The sequence below is a fragment of the Streptomyces sp. Tek67B01 genome (assembly GCF_055231995.1).
Map to the genome: position 1 here is coordinate 2,264,763 of NZ_JBUYUY010000001.1, position 24,838 is coordinate 2,289,600.

23 protein-coding genes are annotated in these 24,838 nt (G+C 70.5%); 10 read left to right on the forward strand and 13 right to left on the reverse strand.

Features of this window, described 5'->3' with window-relative positions:
• From ACV7NM_RS09990 to ACV7NM_RS10020, 7 genes are all read left to right on the forward strand, one after another.
• A complete protein-coding gene (locus ACV7NM_RS09990; RefSeq protein WP_306432442.1) occupies nucleotides 1–414 on the forward strand; it encodes a roadblock/LC7 domain-containing protein in 414 nt (137 codons plus the stop codon).
• Nucleotides 415–566: 152 nt separating this feature from the next.
• Nucleotides 567–959: a DUF742 domain-containing protein gene (locus ACV7NM_RS09995; RefSeq protein ID WP_136214587.1), complete on the forward strand. Its 393-nt coding sequence runs from the start codon at nucleotides 567–569 to the stop codon at nucleotides 957–959.
• Nucleotides 940–1,524: a GTP-binding protein gene (locus tag ACV7NM_RS10000; RefSeq protein WP_463409967.1), complete on the forward strand. Its 585-nt coding sequence runs from the start codon at nucleotides 940–942 to the stop codon at nucleotides 1,522–1,524. The genes ACV7NM_RS09995 and ACV7NM_RS10000 overlap by 20 nt, the downstream gene beginning before the upstream one ends.
• A gap of 295 nt (nucleotides 1,525–1,819) precedes the next feature.
• A complete protein-coding gene (locus ACV7NM_RS10005; RefSeq protein WP_463409968.1) occupies nucleotides 1,820–5,008 on the forward strand; it encodes a nitrate- and nitrite sensing domain-containing protein in 3,189 nt (1,062 codons plus the stop codon).
• A 10-nt stretch (nucleotides 5,009–5,018) separates the two neighbouring features.
• Nucleotides 5,019–5,432 carry a roadblock/LC7 domain-containing protein gene (locus ACV7NM_RS10010; RefSeq protein ID WP_008739857.1) on the forward strand — a complete coding sequence of 138 codons (414 nt, stop codon included), beginning with the start codon at nucleotides 5,019–5,021 and terminating at the stop codon, nucleotides 5,430–5,432.
• Between the two features lie 93 nt (nucleotides 5,433–5,525).
• Entirely contained in the window at nucleotides 5,526–6,104 is a 579-nt protein-coding gene (locus ACV7NM_RS10015; RefSeq protein WP_463409969.1) for a DUF742 domain-containing protein, read from the forward strand.
• Nucleotides 6,085–6,666 carry a GTP-binding protein gene (locus tag ACV7NM_RS10020; RefSeq protein ID WP_079429940.1) on the forward strand — a complete coding sequence of 194 codons (582 nt, stop codon included), beginning with the start codon at nucleotides 6,085–6,087 and terminating at the stop codon, nucleotides 6,664–6,666. The genes ACV7NM_RS10015 and ACV7NM_RS10020 overlap by 20 nt, the downstream gene beginning before the upstream one ends.
• 113 nt (nucleotides 6,667–6,779) lie before the next feature.
• Here the strand turns inward: ACV7NM_RS10020 and ACV7NM_RS10025 are convergent, their stop codons facing one another.
• Both ACV7NM_RS10025 and ACV7NM_RS10030 read right to left on the reverse strand, forming a co-directional pair.
• Nucleotides 6,780–6,983 carry an acyl-CoA carboxylase subunit epsilon gene (locus ACV7NM_RS10025; protein ID WP_463409970.1) on the reverse strand — a complete coding sequence of 68 codons (204 nt, stop codon included), beginning with the start codon at nucleotides 6,981–6,983 and terminating at the stop codon, nucleotides 6,780–6,782.
• Nucleotides 6,984–7,005: 22 nt separating this feature from the next.
• Complete coding sequence (locus ACV7NM_RS10030) at nucleotides 7,006–8,589, reverse strand: acyl-CoA carboxylase subunit beta (protein WP_463409971.1); 1,584 nt, start codon at nucleotides 8,587–8,589, stop codon at nucleotides 7,006–7,008.
• 253 nt (nucleotides 8,590–8,842) lie between these two features.
• Between ACV7NM_RS10030 and ACV7NM_RS10035 the strand changes: the two genes are divergently transcribed.
• Complete coding sequence (locus tag ACV7NM_RS10035; protein WP_463409972.1) at nucleotides 8,843–9,463, forward strand: YceI family protein; 621 nt, start codon at nucleotides 8,843–8,845, stop codon at nucleotides 9,461–9,463.
• 55 nt (nucleotides 9,464–9,518) lie between these two features.
• Here ACV7NM_RS10035 and ACV7NM_RS10040 read toward each other — a convergent pair whose 3' ends face one another.
• The 6 genes from ACV7NM_RS10040 to ureA form a co-directional block, all read right to left on the reverse strand.
• The gene (locus ACV7NM_RS10040; protein WP_463409973.1) at nucleotides 9,519–10,865 is read right to left on the reverse strand and encodes a hypothetical protein; all 1,347 of its coding nucleotides are present in this window, start codon (nucleotides 10,863–10,865) and stop codon (nucleotides 9,519–9,521) included.
• Nucleotides 10,866–10,946: 81 nt separating this feature from the next.
• A complete protein-coding gene (gene cimA, locus ACV7NM_RS10045) occupies nucleotides 10,947–12,578 on the reverse strand; it encodes a citramalate synthase (protein WP_463409974.1) in 1,632 nt (543 codons plus the stop codon).
• A 433-nt stretch (nucleotides 12,579–13,011) separates the two neighbouring features.
• Entirely contained in the window at nucleotides 13,012–13,629 is a 618-nt protein-coding gene (locus ACV7NM_RS10050; RefSeq protein WP_463409975.1) for a TetR/AcrR family transcriptional regulator, read from the reverse strand.
• Between the two features lie 34 nt (nucleotides 13,630–13,663).
• Nucleotides 13,664–14,698 carry an agmatine deiminase family protein gene (locus ACV7NM_RS10055; RefSeq protein ID WP_463409976.1) on the reverse strand — a complete coding sequence of 345 codons (1,035 nt, stop codon included), beginning with the start codon at nucleotides 14,696–14,698 and terminating at the stop codon, nucleotides 13,664–13,666.
• Nucleotides 14,699–14,792: 94 nt separating this feature from the next.
• Nucleotides 14,793–16,475 carry an urease subunit alpha gene (locus ACV7NM_RS10060; RefSeq protein WP_463413885.1) on the reverse strand — a complete coding sequence of 561 codons (1,683 nt, stop codon included), beginning with the start codon at nucleotides 16,473–16,475 and terminating at the stop codon, nucleotides 14,793–14,795.
• A gap of 50 nt (nucleotides 16,476–16,525) precedes the next feature.
• A complete protein-coding gene (ureA, locus tag ACV7NM_RS10065) occupies nucleotides 16,526–17,257 on the reverse strand; it encodes an urease subunit gamma (RefSeq protein WP_463409977.1) in 732 nt (243 codons plus the stop codon).
• Between the two features lie 156 nt (nucleotides 17,258–17,413).
• Between ureA and ACV7NM_RS10070 the strand changes: the two genes are divergently transcribed.
• Entirely contained in the window at nucleotides 17,414–18,874 is a 1,461-nt protein-coding gene (locus tag ACV7NM_RS10070) for a cytosine permease (protein WP_463409978.1), read from the forward strand.
• A 104-nt stretch (nucleotides 18,875–18,978) separates the two neighbouring features.
• Here ACV7NM_RS10070 and ACV7NM_RS10075 read toward each other — a convergent pair whose 3' ends face one another.
• From ACV7NM_RS10075 to ACV7NM_RS10095, 5 genes are all read right to left on the reverse strand, one after another.
• Nucleotides 18,979–19,416: a hypothetical protein gene (locus tag ACV7NM_RS10075; protein ID WP_463409979.1), complete on the reverse strand. Its 438-nt coding sequence runs from the start codon at nucleotides 19,414–19,416 to the stop codon at nucleotides 18,979–18,981.
• Nucleotides 19,417–19,805: 389 nt separating this feature from the next.
• Nucleotides 19,806–20,891 (reverse strand): branched-chain amino acid aminotransferase, encoded by a 1,086-nt coding sequence (locus ACV7NM_RS10080; RefSeq protein ID WP_463409980.1) that lies wholly within the window; start codon nucleotides 20,889–20,891, stop codon nucleotides 19,806–19,808.
• A gap of 231 nt (nucleotides 20,892–21,122) precedes the next feature.
• Nucleotides 21,123–22,163, reverse strand: coding sequence for a 3-isopropylmalate dehydrogenase (locus tag ACV7NM_RS10085; RefSeq protein ID WP_463409981.1), 1,041 nt, complete (start codon nucleotides 22,161–22,163; stop codon nucleotides 21,123–21,125).
• Between the two features lie 159 nt (nucleotides 22,164–22,322).
• Nucleotides 22,323–22,454 (reverse strand): hypothetical protein, encoded by a 132-nt coding sequence (locus tag ACV7NM_RS10090; protein ID WP_361128211.1) that lies wholly within the window; start codon nucleotides 22,452–22,454, stop codon nucleotides 22,323–22,325.
• A gap of 271 nt (nucleotides 22,455–22,725) precedes the next feature.
• Nucleotides 22,726–23,604, reverse strand: a complete 879-nt coding sequence (locus ACV7NM_RS10095) for a LysR family transcriptional regulator (RefSeq protein WP_463409982.1) — start codon at nucleotides 23,602–23,604, stop codon at nucleotides 22,726–22,728.
• 101 nt (nucleotides 23,605–23,705) lie between these two features.
• Between ACV7NM_RS10095 and ACV7NM_RS10100 the strand changes: the two genes are divergently transcribed.
• Nucleotides 23,706–24,719 (forward strand): NADP-dependent oxidoreductase, encoded by a 1,014-nt coding sequence (locus ACV7NM_RS10100; protein ID WP_463409983.1) that lies wholly within the window; start codon nucleotides 23,706–23,708, stop codon nucleotides 24,717–24,719.
• The last annotated feature ends 119 nt before the right edge of the window (nucleotides 24,720–24,838 follow it).

Sequence of the window (24,838 nt, forward strand, 5' to 3'; positions counted from 1 at the left end):
ATGAGCCAGGCGGCACAGAACCTGAACTGGTTGATCACCAACTTCGTGGACAACACCCCCGGGGTGTCCCACACCGTGGTGGTCTCCGCCGACGGACTCCTTCTGGCGATGTCGGAAGGTTTCCCCCGTGACCGGGCCGATCAGCTGGCGGCCGTGGCCTCCGGCCTGACCTCGCTGACCGCCGGGGCCTCCCGCATCTTCGAGGGCGGCGCCGTCAACCAGACCGTGGTGGAGATGGACCGGGGATTCCTGTTCCTCATGTCCGTCTCCGACGGTTCCTCGCTGGCCGTACTGGCGCACCCGGAGTGCGACATCGGCCTCGTGGGCTACGAGATGGCCCTCCTCGTGGACCGGGCCGGCAGCGTCCTCACCCCGGAACTGCGCTCGGAACTCCAGGGCAGCCTCCTCGGCTGACCGCGAACCTCCCGGCCGGACGGTACTTCCGGCCGGGGGGCCGGGGCACCCGCCCCACACCCAAGTACCACCGCCAGGCCGTCATACCGTCCCCCCCACCGGCCGCCCCGTGAGACGGCACGCTGACCACTGCTGTCCAGCCCGGAGGATCAATGACCCCGCCCCCCGCCTACCCGGATTCGTACGGAGACTCGTACTCGGAAGGCGACCAGCCGCTGGTGCGTCCCTACGCGATGACCGGCGGCCGGACCCGGCCCCGCTACCAGCTCGCCATAGAGGCGCTGGTCAGCACCACGGCCGATCCGATGCACCTGTCCGGCCTGCTGCCGGAGCACCAGCGCATCTGCACCCTGTGCCGTGAGGTGAAGTCGGTCGCGGAGGTCTCCGCACTGCTGTCGATGCCGCTCGGTGTCGCCCGGATCCTCGTCGCCGACCTGGCCGAGGCCGGAATGGTGGCCATCCACCAGCCGGGCAATGGAGAGGCCGGCGGAACGCCGGATGTAACGCTGCTCGAGAGGGTTCTCAGTGGACTTCGCAAGATCTGACGGCGGAGCGGCTCCTCGCTCCACCACCTCCGCGAAGATCGTGGTGGCGGGCGGTTTCGGCGTGGGCAAGACCACGTTCGTCGGCGCGGTCTCCGAGATCAATCCGCTGCGTACCGAGGCCGTGATGACGTCCGCGAGCGCGGGCATCGACGACCTCACCCACACCGGGGACAAGACGACCACCACGGTCGCCATGGACTTCGGCCGCATCACCTTGGACCAGGACCTGATCCTGTACCTGTTCGGTACCCCGGGTCAGGACCGCTTCTGGTTCATGTGGGACGACCTGGTCCGCGGCGCCATCGGCGCGATCGTCCTGGTCGACACCCGCCGTCTCGCCGACTGCTTCCCCGCCGTCGACTACTTCGAGAACAGCGGCCTGCCCTTCGTGGTGGCGCTCAACGGATTCGAGGGACACCAGCCGTACACCCCGGAGGAAGTCCGCGAGGCCCTGCAGATCGGCCCGGACGCCCCCATCATCACCACCGACGCCCGCCACCGCGGGGACGCCAAGAGCGCGCTCATCACGCTCGTGGAGCACGCCCTGATGGCGCGGCTCAAGTAGTCGGGTCCCAAATCGTGTTCGAAAGAGGGCGGGCTGTGTCATGGAACACGGCCCGCTCTCCTCGTTCATAACGTTTCGACAGAGAATTACCCGCCAGTCGGGCACAGGGTGCGTTCACCCGGTACCGCTGTGCTCACAACGAGCCCGGCATTTGCCGCAGGTCGCTCTTTATGTCCGATTTATGCGGGACATAAGGCTGTTGGAATGGCCGATTCCGAGTGTTTGGAGCAGGGCCGTCAACCGTGCTGGAATTCAACGAACTAGCTAGTAGCACCGCCGAGAGGTTGTTGGTCGAGTGAGGCGAAGCAACGCGAGCCCCGGGGTCGAACCCGCGCGGGGCAACTTCACCCCGCCGCCGCGAGCGGCCGCGTCGCCCGTCGACGTGCCCGTGGAGCCACCCGCCGCGAAGGGCAGCGCCAGCAAGTTCGCCCCGCGCAACTGGCGTGTGCCGACCAAGCTGAACGCCATCCTCCTCGTACCCGTCCTCGTCGGACTGGTCATGGGTGGCTTCCAGGTGAAGGGCTCGGTCGACAGCTGGAACGAGGCCAAGGACGCCGAGAAGACGGCGCGCATCGTCCAGGCGGCGGCCGAATACGGCCAGGCTCTCCTGAACGAGCGTGACCTCACCGCCGAACCCCTCCTCAAGGGCGAGCGCAACAGCCCGGTCGTGGCGAAGGCCTACGCGGCCACCGACGCGGCCAAGCAGAAGTTCGCCGACGCCGCCAAGGACCTCCCGGACAACCAGAGCCTGGAGCACCGCCTGGCGCTCTTCCGCCAGGAGGAGCCCAAGCTGGAGCAGGTCCGCAAGACGGCCTACGTGGCTCCGGAGACACCGAAGAAGTCGCTGCCCAACTCGGCGGGTCCCATCCCGACCGAAGAGGGTTACGTGCTGGTCCAGCACTACCTCATGACGTTCTCCAACGAACTGGGCCTGGGCACCGGCAACGTCACCAGCTACGGCCGCATGGTCTACGCGGTGGAGCTTGCCAAGGCCGCCAACTCGCTCCAGCGCTCGGTGGGTACGCACCTCCTGGTCCGCCCGAACGAGAACGAGGAGGTCCGCAGGGGCCAGCTCGTCGCGTTCTCCTCCTACGCCTACCTCGAAGAGATCGCCATCGGCGAGTACGTCGCGGCGGGCACCGACGCGGACACCAACCGCCTCAAGGAGGTCATGGCCGACAAGGCCAAGGACGGCGCGGCCAAGCTCACCGCCGCCAAGCTGGCGGCCGACCAGGCCGGCACCACGTTCAAAGCGCCGCCGGTCGTCAACGGTTCCGCCCTCACCGGCATGACCGAGGCGATAGCCAGTGGCGCGAGCAAGGAGAAGCTCGCCGCCGCCGGTACCACCGCCCCCGCCTGGCAGGCCGCGGCCACCGCCAAGTTCGACGGCTACGCCGAGATCGAGAACGAGCTCCTCGACAAGGCCGTCAAGGACTCCGTCGCGGTCTCCGACTCGGCCCGCAACGACGCCATCATCACCGGTGCCGCCGTGGTCGTGGCCCTGCTGGCCGCGTTCATCCTGGCCGGCATGATGGCCCGCCAGATGAGCCGCTCCATGCGCCGTCTGCGCGCTGCCGCCTTCGACGTCGCCGAGCAGCGCCTGCCGATGCTCGTCGACCAGCTCTCGCGCACCGACCCCGGCAAGGTCGACACCCGCGTGACGCCGATCCCGATCGACTCCCAGGACGAGATCGGCGAGGTCGCCCGCGCCTTCGACCAGGTCCACCGGGAAGCGGTCCGGCTCGCCGCCGAGCAGGCCCTCCTCCGAGGGAACGTCAACGCGATCTTCACCAACCTCTCCATGCGCAACCAGTCGCTGATCGAGGGTCAGCTGACCCTCATCACCGACCTGGAGAACAACGAGGGCGACCCCGACCAGCTGGAGAACCTCTTCCGGCTGGACCACCTGGCCACCCGTATGCGGCGCAACGGCGAGAACCTCCTCATCCTCGCGGGTGAGGAGCCGGGCCGCCGCTGGGACCAGCCGGTGCCCCTCGTCGACGTGCTGCGCGCCGCCTCCTCCGAGGTGGAGCAGTACGAGCGCATCGAGTTCTCGGGCGTCTCCGAGGCGGAGATCCACGGCCAGGCCGTGACCGACCTCGTGCACCTGCTCGCCGAGCTCCTGGAGAACGCGACGACGTTCTCCTCCCCCCAGACCAAGGTCCGTGTCAACGCCACGCGTCTGCCCGACGGTCGCGTCATGGTGGAGATCCACGACAAGGGCATCGGTCTCACCGCCGAGGACTTCGCGGACATCAACCACAAGCTGGCCAACCCGCCGACCGTGGACGCCGCGATCTCGCAGCGCATGGGTCTGTTCGTGGTCGGCCGGCTGGCGGACCGCCACGGCATCCGCGTCCAGCTGCGCCCCTCCGGAGAGGCTGCCGGCACCACCTCGCTGGTCATGCTCCCGGACGCCATCACCCACGGTGGCGGTGGCGAGGGCATACCGGACGACGACTTCACTGTCTCCTCGATCATCCCGGAGCAGCGGGCCCAGGCGGCCCCGCCGCTGCGCACGGCCGCCGAACTCGGTTTCGACGACTCGCGCTACGACGCCCAGGGCGGGGAGGAGCACTCGCTCGACCCGGTCGGGCGGTCCCTGTCCCAGCAGGAGCGCCGGGCCGCGCTGGCGGCCCAGGTCGGCTTCCCGCAGGAGCAGGACCAGCAGCAGGAGTCCGGATACTCCTCTCAGGAGTATCCGGAACCCCAGCCCGAGCACGGGTACCAGGAGTACCAGGGCTTCGAGCAGCAGTCCGGACAGGGCTACGAGGCCTCGTACGAGACTCCGCTTGCCGAGCAGGCGTACGAGGCGTACCCGGAGCAGAACTACGCTTATCCGGAAGCCGAATACCAGGACCAGGGGCACAACGCCCAGTCCTATGAGGACGGCTACGCATCTCAGTCCCAGCAAGGCGAATGGCCCGAACAGAACACCTACTCGGACGCCTACCAGCAGGACTACCGGACTGAATCGGAATCCCAGGCCGCTCCCGAAGCGGCTTCGGACCGCGTAGGCTTCGACCGTCCGGGTGCCGCTGCCGACACCGGTCACCAGATGACCGGGGCGGGCCTGCCGCGTCGCGGCAGCCAGCAGCAGTCGGGACAGCAGAAAGCGGAGTCCACCGGATCTCTCTTCGAGCAGCGGCCGCAGCGTCAGCAGCAGCCGGCTGAGGCGCAGAGTGCTCCGGAGGAGACGGAAGGCAGCGCGACATGGCGTTCGAACAACGACGAGCGCTGGCAGCAGGCCGCCAAGCTCCGTGAGCCGAAGGCGGGCGGGGTCACCCCGTCCGGTCTTCCTCGGCGGGTGCCCAAGGCCAACCTGGTCGAGGGTGCTGCGGAGACGACCCCGCAGGGCGGCCCCCAGGTCTCCCGCGCCCCGGAGGACGTCCGCGGCAGGTTGAGCAACCTGCGGCGCGGTGTCCAGCAGGGACGCAGCGCGGGTTCCGAGCAGTCAAGTAACAGCTATGACCAGGAGCGTTAGTGTGAGCCCGATGAGCCAGGCGGCACAGAACCTGAACTGGTTGATCACCAACTTCGTGGACAACACCCCCGGGGTGTCCCACACGGTGGTGGTCTCCGCCGACGGCCTTCTTCTGGCGATGTCCGACGGATTCCCGCGCGACCGCGCCGATCAGCTGGCGGCCGTGGCCTCCGGTCTGACCTCGCTGACCGCAGGGGCCTCCCGCATCTTCGAGGGCGGCGCCGTCAACCAGACCGTGGTGGAGATGGACCGGGGATTCCTGTTCCTCATGTCCGTCTCCGACGGGTCCTCGCTCGCGGTGCTCGCGCACCCCGAGTGCGACATCGGCCTCGTGGGCTACGAGATGGCCCTCCTCGTGGACCGAGCCGGCAGTGTCCTCACCCCGGAACTGCGTTCGGAGCTGCAGGGAAGTCTTCTCAACTAGCAAACAGGCAGTGCGTTTCGCGTCATCGCACCATAAGGTGCGGTGGCGCGGTTCTACAGGGAGTACTGCGTTCTTGGAGCAGGAGGAGGAAGCGTGACAACACCCGGAGGACATCCTTATGGCGGCGCGCAACAGCCGCAGGGTGGGCACGACCAGAACCGCTTCAATTTCCCCTCCGCTCCAAGCCGGCCCGTGCCGGAGCACGACCCCTACCAGCAGCAGTACGGTCAGCACCAGCCGCCGCAGTACGGTCAGCCGCAGCAGCCGCAGGCTCCTCACCGGCTCCCGCAGCAACCGCCCCGGGCCTCGCGTCCGCAGGCGCCCAAGGCGCACAACCCGCTGGTGCGTCCGTACGCGATGACCGGCGGCCGTACCCGGCCGCGCTACCAGCTCGCCATCGAGGCGCTGGTCAGTACCACGGCTGATCCCGCTCGGTTGCAAGGGCAGTTGCCCGAGCACCAGCGCATCTGCCGTCTGTGCCAGGAGATCAAATCCGTCGCGGAGATCTCGGCACTCCTCTCCATTCCTCTTGGTGTCGCCCGCATCCTCGTCGCCGACTTGGCGGAGGCGGGCCTTGTCGCCATTCATCAGCCCGGCGGCGACGAGTCTGCCGGCGGCCAGCCAGATGTGACACTGCTCGAAAGGGTGCTCAGTGGACTTCGCAAGCTCTAACGGCGGAGCGGCTCGCTCCACCACCTCCGCGAAGATCGTGGTGGCGGGCGGCTTCGGCGTGGGCAAGACCACGTTCGTCGGCGCGGTCTCCGAGATCAATCCGCTGCGTACCGAAGCCGTCATGACCAGCGCTTCCGCCGGTATCGACGACCTCACCCACACCGGGGACAAGACGACCACCACGGTCGCCATGGACTTCGGCCGCATCACCTTGGACCAGGACCTGATCCTGTACCTGTTCGGTACCCCGGGTCAGGACCGCTTCTGGTTCATGTGGGACGACCTCGTGCGCGGAGCCATCGGCGCCGTGGTCCTGGTCGACACGCGCCGTCTCGCCGACTGCTTCCCCGCCGTCGACTACTTCGAGAACAGCGGCCTGCCGTTCGTCATCGCCCTCAACGGGTTCGACGGCCACCAACCGTACACCCCGGAGGAAGTCCGCGAGGCCCTGCAGATCGGCCCGGACGCCCCCATCATCACCACCGACGCCCGCCACCGCGGGGACGCCAAGAGCGCGCTCATCACCCTGGTCGAGCACGCCCTGATGGCCCGCCTGCGGTAACCGGCCGGTCCGGCCCACGCGAAAGGGCCCCCAGCGCTCCGAGGAGTGCGGGGGGCCCTTCGTCGTTCGGGCCGCTACGGGGTCAGACCGCCGCCGGGTCCAGCCGCTGGGGTCTAGCCCCGCCAGCTGTGGGCCGAGCGGAAGCCGGGGCTGCGCTCCAGGCGGCGCCAGCGGGCCTGGGAGCCGATGCGGTGCACCGGGGCGGCCGCGGGGGCGGCGGCGGCGCGGGCGAGCAGGATCGCGGTGATCGCGGCCAGCTCCTCGGGCTTGGCGTTGCCCTTCTCGACCTTGAGCAGCGTGTCTGCGGTGACGCTCATGGGTGGCAGGTCTCCTTCGCTCTTACTGCGGCGGGTTGCCGTGCTTGCGGGACGGCAGATCGGCGTGCTTGGTGCGGAGCATCGCGAGGGCGCTGACGAGGACTTCGCGGGTCTCGGCGGGGTCGATGACGTCGTCCACGAGGCCGCGCTCGGCCGCGTAGTACGGGTGCATCAGTTCGGCCTTGTACTCCTTGACCATGCGGGCGCGCATGGCCTCGGGGTCCTCGGCGTCCGCGATCTGCTTGCGGAAGATGACGTTGGCCGCGCCCTCGGCGCCCATCACGGCGATCTCGTTGGTGGGCCAGGCGTAGGTGAGGTCGGCGCCGATGGACTGGGAGTCCATGACGATGTACGCGCCGCCGTACGCCTTGCGCAGGATCAGCGAGATCCGCGGGACGGTCGCGTTGCAGTAGGCGTACAGCAGCTTGGCGCCGTGACGGATGATGCCGCCGTGTTCCTGGTCGACGCCGGGCAGGAAGCCGGGGACGTCGAGCAGGGTGATGATCGGGATGTTGAAGGCGTCGCACATCTGGACGAAGCGGGCCGCCTTCTCGGAGGCCTCGATGTCCAGGACGCCGGCCAGGTGGCCGGGCTGGTTGGCGACGATGCCGACGACCTGACCGTCCATGCGGGCGAGGGCGCAGATGATGTTGCGGGCCCAGCGCTCGTGGATCTCCAGGACGTCGCCGTCGTCGACGAGCTCCTCGATGACCTTGAGCATGTCGTAGGGGCGGTTGCCGTCCGCGGGCACCAGGTCCAGCAGGACGTCGGAGCGGCGGTCCGCCGGGTCCGTGGACGGGTGGAGCGGCGGGTTCTCCCGGTTGTTGGAGGGCAGCATCGTGATGAGGTAGCGGACCTCGGCGATGCAGGTCTCCTCGTCGTCGTACGCGAAGTGCGCGACGCCCGAGGTCTCGGCGTGCACGTCGGCGCCGCCGAGCCCGTTTTGGGTGATCTCCTCGCCGGTCACGGCGCGGACCACGTCCGGGCCGGTGATGAACATCTGCGAGGTCTCGCGGACCATGAAGACGAAGTCCGTCAGGGCCGGGGAGTACGCGGCGCCGCCGGCGCAGGGGCCGAGCATGACCGAGATCTGCGGGATGACGCCGGAGGCCTTGGTGTTGCGCTGGAAGATGCCGCCGTAACCGGCGAGGGCGGAGACGCCCTCCTGGATGCGGGCGCCCGCGCCGTCGTTGAGGGAGACCAGCGGGGCACCGGCCGCGATGGCCATGTCCATGATCTTGTGGATCTTCGTGGCGTGGGCCTCGCCCAGCGCGCCGCCGAAGATCCGGAAGTCGTGGGCGTAGACGAAGACCGTGCGGCCCTCGACGGTGCCCCAGCCGGTGATGACGCCGTCCGTGTAGGGCTTCTTGCCCTCCAGGCCGAAGCCGCTCGCCCGGTGTCGGCGCAGCTGTTCGACCTCCTTGAAGGAACCCTCGTCGAGCAACAGCGCGATGCGCTCGCGCGCGGTCAGCTTGCCCTTGGCGTGCTGCGCCTCGGTCGCCCGGTCACTGGGGCCGCGCCGCGCCTGCTCGCGCAGGGAATGCAGTTCGGCCACGCGCCCGCGGGCGTCCGTCGGCTCGCTCTGGGTCTGGTCCACAACGGTCATGTACCGACCTTACGAAGTGACGGGCCGAAAACCCTCCGTTGGTTCCACACAGTCTCCGGAGCGATCCGCTGTGCGGCCCGGACAGAACCACCGGAGGATGCGCGAACTCCACCAGCCCGGACCGTCGCCCGTTATGGAGATCCTACAAATCACCCCCCCAGAGGCGAAGAGGTTGAAATTTGAACGGAATGGGTCTAGCGTCGCTATCGTTGAAAATTAAACAAAACTTCGACCCTTCGACCGAGGAGTGATCATGGGTATCTTCACCCGCCGCACCGGCAACCAGGACAACGCCACCACCGCACCCGTCTCCACCTTGGACGTGGACCCCGCGCTCGCCGCCCTCACCGGCGACTACGCCATCGACGCGGCCCACAGCAACATCGGCTTCACCGTCCGGCACGCGATGGTCACCAACGTCCGCGGCGCCTTCAGCGACCACGAGGGCCTCCTCCACCTCGACGGCGCCGACCCGTCCCGCTCGACGGCCACCATCGAGGTGAAGACCGCCTCCGTGGACACCGGCATCGCCGATCGCGACGCCCACCTGCGCGGCGCCGACTTCTTCGACGCCGAGACCTTCCCGCTGATGAGCTTCCGCTCCACCGGGGCGGCCGCGCTCGGCGGTGACACCTACCGCATCACGGGCGACCTCACGATCAAGGACGTCACCCGCCCGCTCTCCATCGACCTGGAGTTCGGCGGCTCGGCCACCGACGTCTACGGCAACCAGCGCGTCGGCTTCGAGGGCTCCACGCAGATCCTGCGCTCCGACTGGGGCCTGACCTGGAACGCCGCACTGGAGGCCGGCGGCGTGATGGTCAGCGACAAGGTGAAGCTGACCTTCGACATCTCGGCCGTCAAGCAGGCCTGAGCCGTTCGTCGGCGATACCCGGGGGCGGCCGGGCCCGGGCCGTGAGCCCCGAGCCCTAGAAGCCGCCCCCGCCGTCGAACCCGCCGCCACCCCCGTCGAAGCCCCCGCCGCCGCCGAAGTCCCCACCGCCGAAGTCGGCCGGGTTGAAGTCGGCCCCCGACACGTCGCCGCCGTCGAACCCGCCGCCCACTCCGCCGAAGTCGGAGGCGTACGCCGGACCGGACATCATCGAGCCGAGCATCGTGCCCACGAGCAGACCGGGCAGGATGCCCCCGCCGAAGTACCCGCCGGCCCAGGGGCCGTAGGCCGGGCCCGCGTCGTAGTAGGGGCGCGGCCCGTGGTCGGTGTCCACGGTGCGCACGGCCGGGTCCAGGCCGTCGCGCAGCCGCACGGCGTCCGCCGTGCAGACGGGGACGGTACGGGCCACCCCGCCCGCGGGGGCCCAAGTGGCGTCCTCCGTGCTCGGACCGTGGCGCGGGTCGAAGAAGCACGGCGCCCGACGCTCCGGTACCGGCCGGCCCTGGCGGCGCGCGTCGAGGCGGGCCAGGGCGTATCGACCGTCCTCCAGTGCCTGCGTGACGCCCTGCACCTCCTCCGGGTACCGGACCTGGGCCATGATCTGCTTGGCCCTCTCGTACGAGTCCAGGGCCTGGCCGTAATCCGCGCGCATGGCGTCGTCGGCGCCGGGCTCACCGGGCCGGAAGTCCAGGCGGTCGAGTTCCTCGCCGAAGGCGGTGATGTCCTCGTCCACGACCACGCCGAGACGGGCGACGGCCTCGCGGCGGACCTCTTCCTTCTTCTTGCGGTTGCGCCGGACCAGCGCGTACGCGCCGCCGCCGCCGAGCACGGCGACCGCGCCGAGCGTGACCAGGCCGCCGACCGGGGTGCCGTGGTCGGCGCCGGTGTCGCCCCAGGAGGCCGGGGCCCCGCCCTTGGTCTGGGTGAGGGCCTGGTCCACGAAGTTGTTCAGCTCGGTGACCGCGTCGACCGGCCCGCCCGCCTTCACGGCGTCGGTGAGGTTGCGTACGGCGACCCGAGGCATGACGGAGGCGTCGGCCCCGGCGTCGAAGCCGGTGCCGAGGCGGATCGCGTACAGCCCCGTGATGCCCGTCTGGGCGCGGACGGCGCTCAGCAGCCCATTGGGCGGGAACTCGTCCGTGGCGGGGAGGACCACGACGAAGACCGGCTTCCCGGCCTTCTCGATCTTCCGGGCCAGCGCGTCCGCCTGCGCCTTCGGCAGCTGTGCCTCGGCGCGGGGGTCGACGTAGACGGGACCCTGCTTGAGGGCCCGCGCGACGGCCGCGGTCCCGGTGTCGGCGGACGCATGCGGCGCGCCCACGAGAGCGAACGCGAAAAGCCCCAGCAACAGACCGGACAATACGGAGACAAGCCTGGTCTTCATGTCTACGACGCTACCCGAACCGCCCCTCGCGCGGGTGAACGGGACATGGGGCCGGTCTGTGCCCGGGCCGGGGCCGCGCGCCTACTCGGCCGGTTCGACGCCCGCGCGTAGGAGACCGTAGGTGAAGGCGTCCTCCAAGGCCTGCCAGGAGGCCGCGATCACGTTCGGGGCGACGCCGACCGTGGACCACTCGCGGGCGCCGTCCGTCGTGGAGATCAGCACCCGGGTCGTGGACTCCGTGCCGTGCTTGCCCTCCAGGATGCGGACCTTGTAGTCCACCAGCTCGAACTTGGCCAGCTGCGGGTAGAACCGCTCCAGCGCCACCCGCAGCGCGCGGTCGAGCGCGTTGACGGGGCCGTTGCCCTCGGCCGTCGCCACGATCCGCTCCCCCTTGGCCCACAGCTTGACCGTGGCCTCGTTGGCGTGGGTGCCGTCCGGACGGTCCTCGACGATCGCCCGCCAGGACTCGACCCGGAAGTACTTGCGGGCCCGGCCCTCCGCCTCGGCGCGCAGCAGCAGCTCGAAGGAGGCGTCGGCGGCCTCGTAGGTGTAGCCCTGGAGCTCGCGCTCCTTGACCCGCTCCACGACCCGGGAGATCAGCGCGCGGTCGTCGCCGAGATCGACGCCGAGTTCCTTGCCCTTGAGCTCGATCGAGGCGCGGCCCGCCATGTCGGAGACCAGCATCCGCATGGTGTTGCCGACGCGCTCGGGGTCGATGTGCTGGTAGAGGTCGGGGTCGACCTTGATCGCGGACGCGTGCAGGCCCGCCTTGTGCGCGAAGGCGGAGACGCCCACGTACGGCTGGTGCGTGGACGGCGTCAGGTTGACGACCTCGGCGATGGCGTGCGAGATCCGGGTCATCTCGGCGAGCGCGCCCTCGGGCAGCACCCGACGCCCGTACTTGATCTCCAGCGCGGCGACGACGGGGAACAGGTTGGCGTTGCCGACGCGCTCGCCGTAGCCGTTCGCGGTGCACTGGACGTGGGTGGCGCCCGCGTCCACGGCGGCGAGCGTGTTGGCCACCGCGCAGCCGGTGTCGTCCTGGGCGTGGATGCCCAGGCGCGCGCCGGTGTCCGCGAGGACGGTGGCGACGGTGGCGGAGATCTGGGCGGGGAGCATGCCGCCGTTGGTGTCGCAGAGGATGACGACATCGGCGCCGGCCTCGTACGCGGTCCGCACGACGGACTTCGCGTACTCGGCGTTGGCCCGGTAGCCGTCGAAGAAGTGCTCGCAGTCGACGAAGACCCGACGGCCCTCCGCGACCAGGTGGGAGACGGTGTCGCGGACCATCTCCAGGTTCTCGTCCAAGGTGGTGCGCAGCGCGAGTTCGACGTGCCGGTCGTGGGACTTCGCGACCAGGGTGATCACGGGCGCGCCGGACTCCAGCAGGGCGCGGACCTGGGGGTCCGCGGCGGCGGAGCCGCCGGCGCGGCGGGTGGCGCCGAAGGCTACGAGCTTCGCGTGCTTGAAGTCGATCTCGGCGCGGGCGCGGGCGAAGAACTCGGTGTCGCGGGGGTTGGCGCCGGGCCAGCCGCCCTCGATGAAGCCCACCCCGAAGTCGTCCAGGTGCCGGGCGATCGTCAGCTTGTCCGCGACCGTGAGGTTGATGCCCTCGCGCTGGGCGCCGTCGCGCAGGGTGGTGTCGAAGACGTGGAAGCCGTCGGCAGTGCCTGCCTGCGGCTCAGTCGGCTCCGTGGCCTCTGTCGTCGTCATGCTGGTCTGACTCCTGTCGGATGAGTGGTTCCGGAGACCGGGGATCCACTGCCCCCATCATCGCGCGCTGCCGGGCCCCGGCAGGAATGGGCCGGGAAACGAAAAAACCTCTCGCGGGTGCGAGAGGTCTGCGCGCGGGTCTGAGGCACGGTGGCCGCTTTCCCGTGGTTGTTCCACGGCTAGCGGCCACTGCGGACCGGCGCGCTGCTGTCGATAATCATGAGCTGAGCAGGCACGCCCGCAGTGTGCCACAGGGGTCCACGCGCGCGGACCGACGTCTCACTATGCGAGCGGGGGCGGTGCGGGCGGGTCTCGGCGGATCGGGGTCTCGGGGTGATCGGGTCTGGGGGTGATCGGGTCTCGGGGCGATCGCGTCTCGGGGCGATCGGGTCTGGGGGTGATCGCGTCTGGGGGTGATCGGGCGCCCGCGGGGTCAGGCCGGCGGCGCCGCCAGCGTCTGGTCCACGAATTCCCTCACGTGGTCGAGGATGTCGCCCCGCCCTATCCCGGGCAGGCCGACGGCGACCTGGATGCTGAACCCGTCGAGCAGGGCGCGCATCCGGGCCGCGAAGCGGTCGGCGTCCACCGGCCGGAACTCCCCGCGCGAGATGCCCTCGGCGAGCAGCGCCACGAGATCGCGGTGCCAGGCGCCCTCGATGGCGGCCTGCCGCTCGCGTTCGCCCGGCCCGGCGTTCTGCGACCGGTTCCAGACCTCCAACCACAGGGTCCAGTGCGGGTCCCGGGCGCCGTCGGGGACGTAGAGGTCCACGTAGGCCGCGAGCCGTTCGCGCGCGGTACCGCCGCGCGAGAGCAGGGCGCGTCGTTCGCCGCCGAGCTCGGCCTCGCTCCACTCCAGGGTCCGCAGCAGCAGTTCGTCCTTGCTGCCGAAGTAGTACAGGAGGTGGCCGCTGCTCATGCCGACCTCGCGACCCAGGCCGGCCATGGTCAGACCGTCCAGGCCGCGTTCGGCGATCGTGGCCATGGCGGCGACGAGCACGTCCTCGCGCGGCGGTGCGTTCTTCCGCGCCGGCCGTACTCCACCCGCCGCCATGGGCCTCTCCTCTACATCGGTCCGACCACCCGGGTCAGACCTTCGGTTGCTGCTGGGTGATGCAGTGGATACCGCCACCCCCGGCGAAAATCGTACGTGCGTCAACGAGGGTCACGGTCCGCTCGGGGAACAGACCGCGGAAGATCTCCGCCGCCTCCTCGTCCCGGGGGTCGTCGAAGGAGCACAGGACGACGCCGTCGTTGCACAGGTAGTGGTTGATGTACGAGTAGTCGACCCACTCGCCGTCCTCCTCCAGCACGGTCGGCGCCGGGATCTCCACGACCTCCAGCTGCCGGCCCCGCGCGTCGGTGGAGGCGCGCAGGAGCGCGGCGATGGTCTTGCAGCGCTCGTGGTCCGGGTGGGCCGGGTCGGGCTGGGCGTGGACCATGACCACGCCGGGGCGCGCGAAGGCGGCGACGATGTCCACGTGGCCCTGGGTGCCGTAGGTGCCGTAGTCCCCGGCCAGGCCGTACGGCAGCCAGATGGCCTTGGTGGTGCCGAGGTGGGCGTGGATCTCCTCCTCGACCTGCCGGCGGCTCCAGTCGGGGTTGCGGCCCTCGCCGAGCTGCACGGTGTCGGTGAGGAGCACGGTGCCCTCGCCGTCGACGTGGATGGCGCCGCCCTCGTTGACCAGGGAGGTGCTGTACGTCCGGGTGCCGACCAGGTCCGAGACGTGGCGGGCGATCTTCTCGTCGTGGTCCCAGCGGGCCCACTCCTGGGCGCCCCAGCCGTTGAAGGTCCAGTCGACCGCGGCCAGCTCACCGGCGTCGTTGGTGACGAAGGTCGGACCGATGTCCCGCATCCAGGCGTCGTCGAGCTCCCGCTCGACCAGCTCCACGTCGTCGCCGACTATCGCGCGGGCGCTCTCGGCGTCACCGGGCGAGACCACGAGGGTGACGGGCTCGTACGAGCGGACCGCGCGGGCCACGGCTCCCCACGCCTCACGGGCCTCGGCGAGTTCCTGCTCGTTGGTGAAGGTGGGGTTGGGGCTGGGCCAGGCCATCCAGGTGCGCTCGTGGGGCGTCCACTCGGCGGGCATCCGGAATCCGTCGGCGACGGGCTTCGTCATGAGGGGTCCTTTAAGGGCTGGGCTGATTGACAAGCTCGGCTGGTTTACAAGCTGTGGCGGCCTACAAGCCGTGCCGGCTTACAAGCTGTGTCGGCTACAGGAAGTACAGGCGGTTGAGGGAGACCGAATCGGCCGCCTCGGAGCGCAGCGGATCGCCGTCGAGGGTGACGAGGCCGCTGCGCGCGTCCACGTCGACCGCGCCCACCCGGGAGTTGAGGAGGAGGTCCGCGGGGCCGATGCCACGGGCGCCGCGTACGGCCACCCGGCGCCGGCGCGTGGGCATCTGGTCGGAGCCCAGCGCCGCCGCCGCGGCGGAGACGAAGGCGACGGAGATGTCGGCGGCGGTGGCCCCGTACGCGCCGAACTGCGGCCCCAGTACGAGCGGTTCGCAGGTGTCGGTGGCGGCGTTGGGGTCACCGGTGACCCCGTACGCCGGGAAGCCGGACTTCAACACCAACTGGGGTTTGGCGCCGAAGAACTGCGGGCGCCACAGCACGATGTCGGCGAGCTTGCCGACCTCGACGGAGCCGATCTCGTGGGCCAGGCCGTGGGCGATGGCGGGGTTGATGGTCAGCTTGGCCATGTAGCGCAGGACGCGGGCGTTGTCGTCGCCCTCGCCGTCGCCGGCCAGCGGGCCCAGCTCGCCCTTCATCTTGGCGGCCATGGCGAAGGTGCGCCGGATGGTCTCGCCGGCGCGGCCCATGCCCTGGGCGTCGGAGGAGGTGATGCCGATCGCGCCCAGGTCGTGCAGGACGTCTTCGGCGCCCATCGTCCCGGCCCGGATGCGGTCGCGCGCCATGGCCGCGTCGCCCGGCAGGTCCGGCTTGAGGTCGTGGACGGAGACGATCATGCCGTAGTGCTCGGCGACCGCGTCCCGGCCGAAGGGCAGGGTGGGGTTGGTGGAGGAGCCGATGACGTTCGGCACGCCCGCCATCTTGAGCACGTTGGGGACGTGACCACCGCCGCAGCCCTCGATGTGGAAGGCGTGGATGGTGCGGCCGTCCAGGACGCGCAGGGTGTCCTCGACGGAGAGGCACTCGTTGAGGCCGTCGCTGTGCAGGGCGACCTGTACGTCGTGCTCCTCGGCCACCCGCAGGGCGGTGTCCAGGGCGCGGGTGTGCGCGCCCATGTCCTCGTGGACCTTGAACCCGCTCGCGCCGCCCTCGGTCAGGGCCTCCACCAGCGGCGCGGCGTCCGAGGAGGAGCCGCGGGCGAGGAAGCCGATGTTCACGGGCCAGGCGTCGAAGGCGTTGAAGGCGTGCTTCAGCGCCCACGGGGAGTTGACCCCCACGCCCCAGACCGGGCCGAACTCCTGGCCGATGACGGTGGTGACGCCGGCGGCGAGCGAGGCCTCCATGATCCGCGGGGAGAGCAGGTGGACGTGGGTGTCCACGGCTCCGGCGGTGGCGATGAGACCTTCGCCGGAGACGATCGACGTACCGGTGCCGACGACGACGTCCACGCCGTCGAGGGTGTCGGGATTGCCGGCCCGGCCGATCGCGTGGATGCGGCCCTCGCGGATGCCGATGGACACCTTGCGGATGCCGAGGACGGCATCGATGACCAGCACGTTGCTGATCACCACGTCACAGGTGTCGCGGACGGCGGCGGCCTTGAGGTGCAGGCCGTCGCGGGCGGTCTTGCCGAAGCCGGCCAGGAACTCGTCGCCCGGCTTCTGCGCGTCGTGCTCCACGCGGACGGTCAGGCCCGAGTCGCCGAGTCGCACCCGGTCGCCGGCGCGGGGGCCGAAGACGGAGGCGTACTCGTGCGCGTCGATGTGCCGGCTCGCGCCGGGCGCGCAGTGGTCGCTGTGCTTGGTCTGCTTGCTCACGCCTGGTCTCCGTCCGTCGAGTCGTCCGTCGTCGCGTCCCCGGACTCGCCGACGCCCAGGTAGCCACAGGCGGCGGCGCGGCGCAGGGCCTCCGCCTTGGCGCCGGGGGCGTCCAGCGGCCCGTCGACCAGCCCCGCGAAGCCGATGGCCACGCGCTCGCCGCCGATGGGGACCAGCCCGACCTCGGCCTCGCCGTGCGGGTCGAACCGTACGGAGGAGCCCGCGAGCACGCACAGCCGCATGCCGTAGGCCGCGGCCCGGTCGAAGTCCAGGCGCGGGTTCGCCTCGAAGAAGTGGAAGTGGGAGGTGACGCTGACCGGCACGGAGGCCGTGTTGCGCACCCGCAGGTGGACCACGGGCTCCGGCTGGGGCGCTCCCGGGCCGGGCACGACCGCGCCGGGCGCGTCGTCGCCCAGGCCCACGGCGCCCCGGATCGGCGAGGAGACCACGGCGAGCCGCGATCCGTCGTCGAAGACGGCCTCGACGTGGACCTCCGTGACCACGTCGGACACGCCGGGCAGCACGTCGTCGGGGCCCAGCACCCTTCGGGCCTCCTCGATGGCCTCGGCGAGCCGCTTGCCGTCGCGGGCCGCCTCGCAGATCGTGTCCGCGATGAGCGCGGTGGCCTCGGGGACGTTGAGCTTCAGGCCCCGGGCCCGCCGGGACCTGGCCAGTTCCGCCGCGCCGCGCAGCAGCAGCCGGTCACGCTCCGTAGGGGTCAGCCGCACGCCGATCCACCACCTTTTGAGTCGATGGGTTAGAGCATCACTCTAACTCTTCATTTCCCTGCAATGAAGCATTGACCTCAGGCCAGGGATTAGGTCACATTGAATGTCGCTCAAACGAAGTGCAAACATCCCCGCCCTGCCAAGGGAGCTCCCCCCATGCCCATCGAACAGCGTGGAGTCGACACGATCCCCGAGGAGGAGCGGACGAGCGGTCCCCGTGACCTGATATCGATCCTGCTCGGCTCCAATCTCTGCCTCGGCGTGATCGTGTTCGGCTGGCTGCCCCCGTCCTTCGGGCTGGGCCTGTGGCCCTCGCTCACGGCCATCGTGACCGGCACCCTCGTCGGCATCGCCTTCACCGCGCCGCTGGCGCTGGTCTCCCTGCGGACGGCCACCAACCTCTCCACCTCCAGCGGCGCCCAGTTCGGCGTCCGAGGACGGCTCGTCGGCTCGATCGTGGGCCTGCTCCTCGCGCTCGGCTACACCGCCCTGACCCTGTGGATCGGTGGCGACGTGATGGTCGGCACCCTGGCGCGGCTCGTGGGGCTCCCGGACACCAACGTCACCCACTCGGTCATGTACGGCGTACTGGCCGCCTTCACCGTCGTCGGGGCCGTCTTCGGCTACCGACTGCTCCTGCGCATGAGCAAGGTGCTCTCCATCGGCATGGTGATCCTGCTGGCCATCGGCCTCTACGCCTACGCGCCCGACTTCACCACCGCCGCGCCGCTCGGGACCTCGTACCTGCTCGGCTCGTTCTGGCCGACCTGGCTGCTGGCCGCCGTCGCCGCCGGTCTGAGCGGTCCCGTCGCCTTCATCACCCTGCTCGGCGACTACACCCGCTACATCTCCCCGACCCGGCACAGCTCCCGCAAGGTCTTCTGGGGCACCTGTCTGGGTCTGGCGATCGGTCTCCTGATCCCGCAGCTGTTCGGCACGTACACCGCGCTCGCCGCCAAGGCCGGCGCGGACTACGCCGGGCCGCTCGTCGACGCGGCGCCCTTCTGGTACCTGGTCCCGCTGCTCGCCGCGGCCGCGGCCGGTTCGGTGGGCAACGCCGGGCTGATGCTCTACTCCATGGGCCTCGACCTGGACGCGATCGTCCCCAAGGCCACCCGTACCAAGGCCACCGTGATCGCCGCCGCCGTCGCCACCGCGTTCGTCTTCATCGGTTCGTTCGAGTGGGACGTCCAGTCCGCGATGACCTCGTTCGTCCTGCTGCTGACCGCGATCGGCACGCCGTGGGCCGTCATCACCCTGATCGGCTACGTCCGCTGCCGCGGGCAGTACGACGCCGACGCGCTCCAGGTCTTCAACCGCCGCTCGGTCGGCGGGATCTACTGGTACCGGGCGGGCTGGAACATCCGGGCCACCGCAGCCTGGGCGATCGGCGCGGGCGTCGGCCTGCTCGCCGTGACCACCCCCTTCTACGAGGGCCCGCTGCTGGCCCTGACCGGTGGGGTGGACTGCTCCTTCGTCCTCTCCGGCCTGGTCGGCGGCCTGGTGTACCTGGCCCTGACGTTCAAGACGGCGGACGCGTCCGAGCCGGCCGAGCCGGCCGGACTCGACGAGACGGCCGTGTCGGCCGCCGTCGGGGTCGCGGTGGCCGTCGACTGACGCCGGCTGAAGCGGACGTACGGCGCGGGCCCCGGGGATTCCTCTCCCCGGGGCCCGCGCCGTCGGTCGTCGCCGCCGTCGGCGGCCCGTCCCGCCGTGCCCGGTCAGCCGGCCCGGCAGTGGTGGTCGGTGGCCGCCTGGGTGGCCGCGGTGTCGAGCTGCTGGATCTGCGGCTGGAGCTGGGTCAGGGCCTCCTTGCCCGTGGTGTCGCCGGGCAGGCCCTCGTAGGCCTTCTTGAGGTTCTCCGCAGCCGACTGGACGGCGTCCCGCTCGGCCGACTTCATGGTCTGGGTGTTCTCCTTGACGTTCTTCCAGTCCGTCTGCACGGCGTCGTAGGCCTTTTGCATCTGGTCCTTCGTGGCCGTGGCCGGGTTCAACGCCTTGAGTGCGGCATTGTCCGACTTCAGCTGGGTCAGGTTGGTACAGAGCTCGGCTCCGGCCTTCGAGGCCTTTTCCTCCGGGGTCTCGTCATTGCTGGAGCATGCCGAGGCGCCCAGCACCACGGCCGCACAGATCAGGCCGGAGGCAACGAACCGCTTCATGGGATCCGCCTTTCCGCCGGCACGAGCCGCCGGCGCACGAGGGGTCCACCCCCGATGGAGGGGCGTACCGGGCCGCCCGGGCCGGTGTCCGGCGCCGAATCGGCGGCGCGACCAAATTCGCACGCCGGTACGCACCCCGCATCCGTTTACGGGCGGGTCCCGCGCCCGCAGGGAGCGACGTCCGGGCTCGAACGGCCCGGCGGCCGACGGCCCGCATCGGTCGTGGCGTTCCCCGAGCGCCTGCCCGAGAGCGGGGCCGGGATGAGCCGTTCGGGTGGGACGGACGGCCGCCGCGAACTGCCCGCGCCGTCGGCGGCAGCGGACCCCGAACGCACGACGAGGCCCCGACCTCGCGGCCGGGACCTCGTGGCGGACGCGCCCGACAGGGACTAGCCGAGCGGGTGCATCCAGCCGTGGGTGTCGGCGGTGTGGCCGGTCTGGAGGTCCAGCAGCGCCTTGCGGAGCTTCATGGTGACCTCGCCGGGCTCGCCGGTGCCCTGGGTCCAGTTGGCGCGCTCCGACTTGACCGAGCCGACCGGGGTGATCACGGCGGCCGTGCCGCAGGCGAACACCTCGGTCAGGGTGCCGTTCTCGTTGTCGCGCTTCCAGTCCTCGGTGCTGATCCGGCCCTCCTCGGCGGTGTAGCCGAGGTCGCGGGCGATGGTGAGGAGCGAGTCGCGGGTGATGCCCGGGAGGAGCGAACCGGTGAGCTCGGGGGTGACGATGCGGTCGCCGTACACGAAGTACAGGTTCATGCCGCCCATCTCCTCGATCCAGCGGTGCTCGACGGCGTCGAGCCACACGACCTGGTCGCAGCCGTGCGAGGCCGCCTGGGCCTGGGCGACCAGGGAGGCCGCGTAGTTGCCGCCGGTCTTCGCCGCGCCCGTACCGCCCTTGACGGCGCGGACGTACTCCTCCGAGAGCCAGACGGAGACGGGCTTGACGCCACCGGGGAAGTACGCGCCGGCCGGCGAGGCGATGACCATGAACAGGAACTCGTTGGCCGGACGGACACCCAGGCCGACCTCGGACGCGAACATGAACGGACGCAGGTACAGCGAGGCCTCGCCGGAGTCCGGCACCCAGGCGCGGTCCTGCGCGATGAGGGCGTCGCAGGCGGCGATGAACAGGTCGGCGGGGAGCTCGGGCATCGCCATGCGGCGCGCGGAGGTCTGGAAGCGCTCGGCGTTGGCCTCGGGGCGGAACGTGGCGACCGTGCCGTCGGGCTGCTTGTAGGCCTTGAGGCCCTCGAAGATGGTCTGCGCGTAGTGCAGCGTCATGTTCGCCGGGTCGATCGACAGCGGCGCGTACGGGACCAGCTCGGCGTCGTGCCAGCCGCGGCCCTCGGTCCACTTGATCGTCACCATGTGATCGGTGAAGTGGCGGCCGAAACCGGGGCTGGCCAAGATCGCCTCGCGCTCCGCGTCGGACAGGGGGTTCGAGGAGGGCTTCAGCTCGATCGTGGGCGTCGTCATGAGTGCTTGTCCTTCACCGTTTGTGTATGGCGGACCGCGCTCACGCGTACTAGGACGTCCGAGCTTCCCCGTATTCCGCGGCCTCGCGTTCGATTATCGCGCGCGAGGTGTCCTCGGAGAAACGGGGTGATGCGGCCCAGGGGAGATGGTGGCACCCGGGGCCGCGCAGGAAAAGCCGCCGGGTGCGGTGATCGCGACCCGGCGGCTTCCTGGGTGTGGAGCTCTGCCGGGTCAGCCGGCTACTCGCGCGGCGAGGGCGTCGCCGATCGCGTCGGTGGAGCGGAAGGTTCCGTCCCGCTCGGCCAGGTCGACGGAGACCGCTTCCTCGATGCGGACCGCCTGGGCCTCGTAGCCCAGGTGGCGCAGCAGGAGGGCGACGGAGAGGATCGTCGCGGTCGGGTCGGCCTTGCCGGTGCCGGCGATGTCCGGGGCCGAGCCGTGGACGGGCTCGAACATGGACGGGAAGGCGCCGGTCGGGTTGATGTTCCCGGAGGCGGCCAGGCCGATCCCGCCGGTCACGGCAGCGGCCAGGTCGGTGAGGATGTCACCGAAGAGGTTGTCCGTGACGATGACGTCGAAGCGCTCGGGCTGCGTGACGAAGAAGATCGTCGCGGCGTCGACGTGCAGGTAGTCGGTGGTGACCTGGGGGTACTCCCGGCCGACCTTGTCGAAGATGTTCTTCCACATGTGACCCGCGTACACGAGGACGTTGTTCTTGTGGACCAGCGTCAGCTTCTTGCGGGGGCGGGCGTTGGCCCGCTCGTACGCGTCACGGACGACGCGCTCCACACCGTACGCGGTGTTGATGCTGACCTCGGTGGCCACCTCGGCCGGGGTCCCCGTGCGCAGGCTGCCGCCGTTGCCGGTGTATGGACCCTCGGTGCCCTCGCGCACCACCACGAAGTCGATCTCCGGACGACCGGCCAACGGCGTGGCCGTGTTGGGGAAGAGCTTCGAGGGGCGCAGGTTGATGAAGTGGTCGAAGGCGAAGCGCAGCTTCAGCAGCAGACCGCGCTCCAGGACCCCCGAGGGGACCGAGGGGTCGCCGATGGCGCCCAGCAGGATCGCGTCGTGGTGCTTGAGCTCTTCGAGCTCCGCGTCCGGGAGGGTCTCACCGGTGCGGTGCCAGCGCTGGGCGCCGAGGTCGTACTCCTTGGTCTCCAGCTTCACATCCTGGGGCAGGACCGCGGTAAGGACCTTGAGGCCCTGAGCCACGACTTCCTGGCCGATGCCATCACCGGGGATCACTGCGAGTTTGATGCTGGTCGACATGTCGGAACCGTACTCCCTGTCCCAGCCCTCAGACATCATCCGTCCACCATGTGGACCCATGTGGACTCGTGTGAATGGTGGGACGGTCGGTGCCGCGTCCGGGGTTGCGGCCCGGACGCGGGCTGTACGTCAGAAGGTGACCACGGGCCGCGGGGCGGCTCAGTGGCCCGTCGAGCCGCCGTTGTCGCGGCGGTCCAGCGCGCGCTGGAGAGCCGCGGCGGCGTTCTTGCGATCGGCGTCGGCGGTGGAGGAGTGGCGGACACGGCGGACCGCGGCGGTGGTGGGGGTCATGGTGATCGACTCCTTGAGATCACGGCGTGGCGGGGCCACGGATGAGGGGTTCCTTCAAGGCGCCGGAAGAGGCGGGGGGCGGTGCGCCGCAGGGGTTGCCTGCCAGGGGGCGCACGCTCTCGACCGCCATTCGCCGGATCAGCGAGACGTTCGGCTCCTACAAAGCTAGGGCAGGTGCCGCTGTCTGTCTCCGCAATTACTCGGACTTCCTAGTATCTGAGACGGGAATGACTCGAACGGAGCGCCCGAGCGGCCTTGAGAGCGGTTCCCCTCAGCCGTCTTTCGATCGAAGTTCCCTGATCAGGGCCCTCACGGCGAGGGTGGACGCCGATTCCGGTGTGGTGACGTAGCCCACCTGCCTCACCGGCCTCCCGGGCCCCAGGTCGGCGATCTCCACGGTTCTCCCCGCCTCGCGCAGCGACAGCTCGGGCAGGATCGCCATCCCCAGCCCCCGGCCCACCATGGTCAACACCATGCCGTCGTCCTCCGCCTTCACGGTGGCCCGCGGAATCCAGTCCTGGGCCGCCCACCAGGCACGGGTGTAGGAGCCGCAGTTCTCGTCCCAGTCCAGGAGCGGCAGCGTCCTGGGGTCCGGGTGACCCACCGGGTGGACCAGGGCGTACGCCTCCTCGGCGATGACCCCGCTCAGCAGGCCGGGCGGCAGCCCCGTCGAGCCGCCGAGGGTGGCGATGCCCAGGTCGGCCCGGCCCGCCAGGACCTCCCCGGCGGTACCGGCGCCGAGCTCGCGCACGACCCGGACCTCGGGCCGCAGCCCCGGGTGACGGGCGGTGAGGCGCTCCAGGGCGGGCGGCAGCAGGTGCAGGGCGGCGCTGCGGAACGCCGCGACGCGCAGTACGCCGTCCACCGCCTCGGCCGGGGCCCGGCCGGCGGCGCGGGCTTCGGCGCCCATGACCTCGTGGAGGCGCAGGATGCGCCGGGCCAGGGCGACGGCCCGCTCCCCCGCCGGGGTGGGCGTCGCCCCGGCGCGTCCGCGCTCGAAGAGCACCGCGCCGACCTTGGCCTCGCTGCCGCGCACCGAGTGCGAGACGGCCGACTGGCCGATGCCGAGCGCGGCGCCGGCGGCGGAGAAGCCGCCGGTTTCGGCGACGGCGACCAGGATGCGCAGTTCCTGCGGGGCGAGCTCGGCCACGCGGGCTCTCACCTCGTTCTATGAGCGGGATTCATGGTTGTGCGGCTTCCATGAGCCCAACCCCCTGCCCGGGCCGGTGATTCCTTCCTACGGTCACCGGCATGAGCACGCAGACCGGCTACGCCGTCCACCAGATCGCCCGCCCCACCGGCTTCCCCACCGCCGACGACTTCGCCCGCGTACGGACGCCGGTCCCCTCGCCCGCTCCCGGGACCGCCCTGGTCCACAACCTCCTGCTCTCGGTGGACCCGTACCACCGCGGGCTGATGGACGGCGGCGAGGGCGGCTTCGAGCTGGGCGCCCCGTTGGAGGGGCGCGCGGTCGGCCGGGTGGTCGCGTCCCGGGACCCCGGCCTGGCCGAGGGCGACCTCGTCTTCCACCGGCGGGGCTGGCGCACCCACGCGCTGGTCACCCCGGGCGTGGACGGCGCCCGCAAGCTGAGGAACCACGAGGGGGTCCCCCTGGATGCGTACCTCTCCATCCTCGGCGGCACCGGCCTGACCGCCTACGCCGCGTTGACCCGGACGGCTGCCCTCCACGAGGGCGAGGACCTCTTCGTCTCCGCCGCCGCGGGCGGGGTGGGTACGGCCATCGGGCACATCGCCCGGCTGCTCGGCGCCCGCCGGATCATCGGCAGCGCGGGCTCGGCGGCCAAGGTCGCACATCTGACGGGCGAGTTGGGTTTCGACGCCGCCTTCGACTACCACGACGGCCCGGTCGGCGAGCAGCTCGCACAGGCCGCGCCCGGCGGTATCGACGTGTACGTCGACAACGTCGGTGGGGACCACCTGGAGGGCGCGATCGACGCACTGCGCGAGTTCGGGCGGATCGCCTGGGTCGGGGCGATCTCGATGTACAACGGCGACCGCTCCCCCGCCGCGCCGCGCAACCTGTTCGAGGTCGTACACAAGTCGCTTCGACTGGAAGGGGTATTGGTTCGCAATCACACCAATCTGCAGGACGAGCTGGAGGAGTTCTTGGTCCCGCACCTGCGCAGTGGGCGGATCGGTACGGATACCACCGTTGTACAGGGGTTCGAGCACACGGTTGAGGCGTTCCTGGGCATGCTCCGCGGGGACAATCTGGGCAAGATGCTCGTTCGCGTCGAGGGCTGATTCCGGCCACCCGGAAGTTCACCGACTTCTTACCGCACGGATGTAGACCTTTGGTCCGGCGCCCGCCACTCTTTCGCTCAATGTGCCGACGGGGCACTTGGGTTGGAGGCGAGTAGCCA

Bases quoted from the DNA above. Each gene is read 5' to 3' on its own strand.
- ACV7NM_RS10040 (WP_463409973.1), bottom strand. From the start codon at position 10,865: ATGAAGACCAGGCTTGTCTCCGTATTGTCCGGTCTGTTGCTGGGGCTT.
- ACV7NM_RS10070 (WP_463409978.1), top strand. From the start codon at position 17,414: ATGCCCATCGAACAGCGTGGAGTCGACACGATCCCCGAGGAGGAGCGG.
- ACV7NM_RS10010 (WP_008739857.1), top strand. From the start codon at position 5,019: ATGAGCCAGGCGGCACAGAACCTGAACTGGTTGATCACCAACTTCGTG.
- ACV7NM_RS10025 (WP_463409970.1), bottom strand. From the start codon at position 6,983: ATGAGCGTCACCGCAGACACGCTGCTCAAGGTCGAGAAGGGCAACGCC.
- ACV7NM_RS10055 (WP_463409976.1), bottom strand. From the start codon at position 14,698: ATGACGAAGCCCGTCGCCGACGGATTCCGGATGCCCGCCGAGTGGACG.
- ACV7NM_RS10090 (WP_361128211.1), bottom strand. From the start codon at position 22,454: ATGACCCCCACCACCGCCGCGGTCCGCCGTGTCCGCCACTCCTCCACC.
- ACV7NM_RS10050 (WP_463409975.1), bottom strand. From the start codon at position 13,629: ATGGCGGCGGGTGGAGTACGGCCGGCGCGGAAGAACGCACCGCCGCGC.
- ACV7NM_RS10035 (WP_463409972.1), top strand. From the start codon at position 8,843: ATGGGTATCTTCACCCGCCGCACCGGCAACCAGGACAACGCCACCACC.
- cimA (WP_463409974.1), bottom strand. From the start codon at position 12,578: ATGACGACGACAGAGGCCACGGAGCCGACTGAGCCGCAGGCAGGCACT.
- ACV7NM_RS10030 (WP_463409971.1), bottom strand. From the start codon at position 8,589: ATGACCGTTGTGGACCAGACCCAGAGCGAGCCGACGGACGCCCGCGGG.
- ACV7NM_RS09990 (WP_306432442.1), top strand. From the start codon at position 1: ATGAGCCAGGCGGCACAGAACCTGAACTGGTTGATCACCAACTTCGTG.
- ACV7NM_RS10080 (WP_463409980.1), bottom strand. From the start codon at position 20,891: ATGACGACGCCCACGATCGAGCTGAAGCCCTCCTCGAACCCCCTGTCC.
- ACV7NM_RS09995 (WP_136214587.1), top strand. From the start codon at position 567: ATGACCCCGCCCCCCGCCTACCCGGATTCGTACGGAGACTCGTACTCG.
- ACV7NM_RS10075 (WP_463409979.1), bottom strand. From the start codon at position 19,416: ATGAAGCGGTTCGTTGCCTCCGGCCTGATCTGTGCGGCCGTGGTGCTG.
- ACV7NM_RS10085 (WP_463409981.1), bottom strand. From the start codon at position 22,163: ATGTCGACCAGCATCAAACTCGCAGTGATCCCCGGTGATGGCATCGGC.
- ACV7NM_RS10100 (WP_463409983.1), top strand. From the start codon at position 23,706: ATGAGCACGCAGACCGGCTACGCCGTCCACCAGATCGCCCGCCCCACC.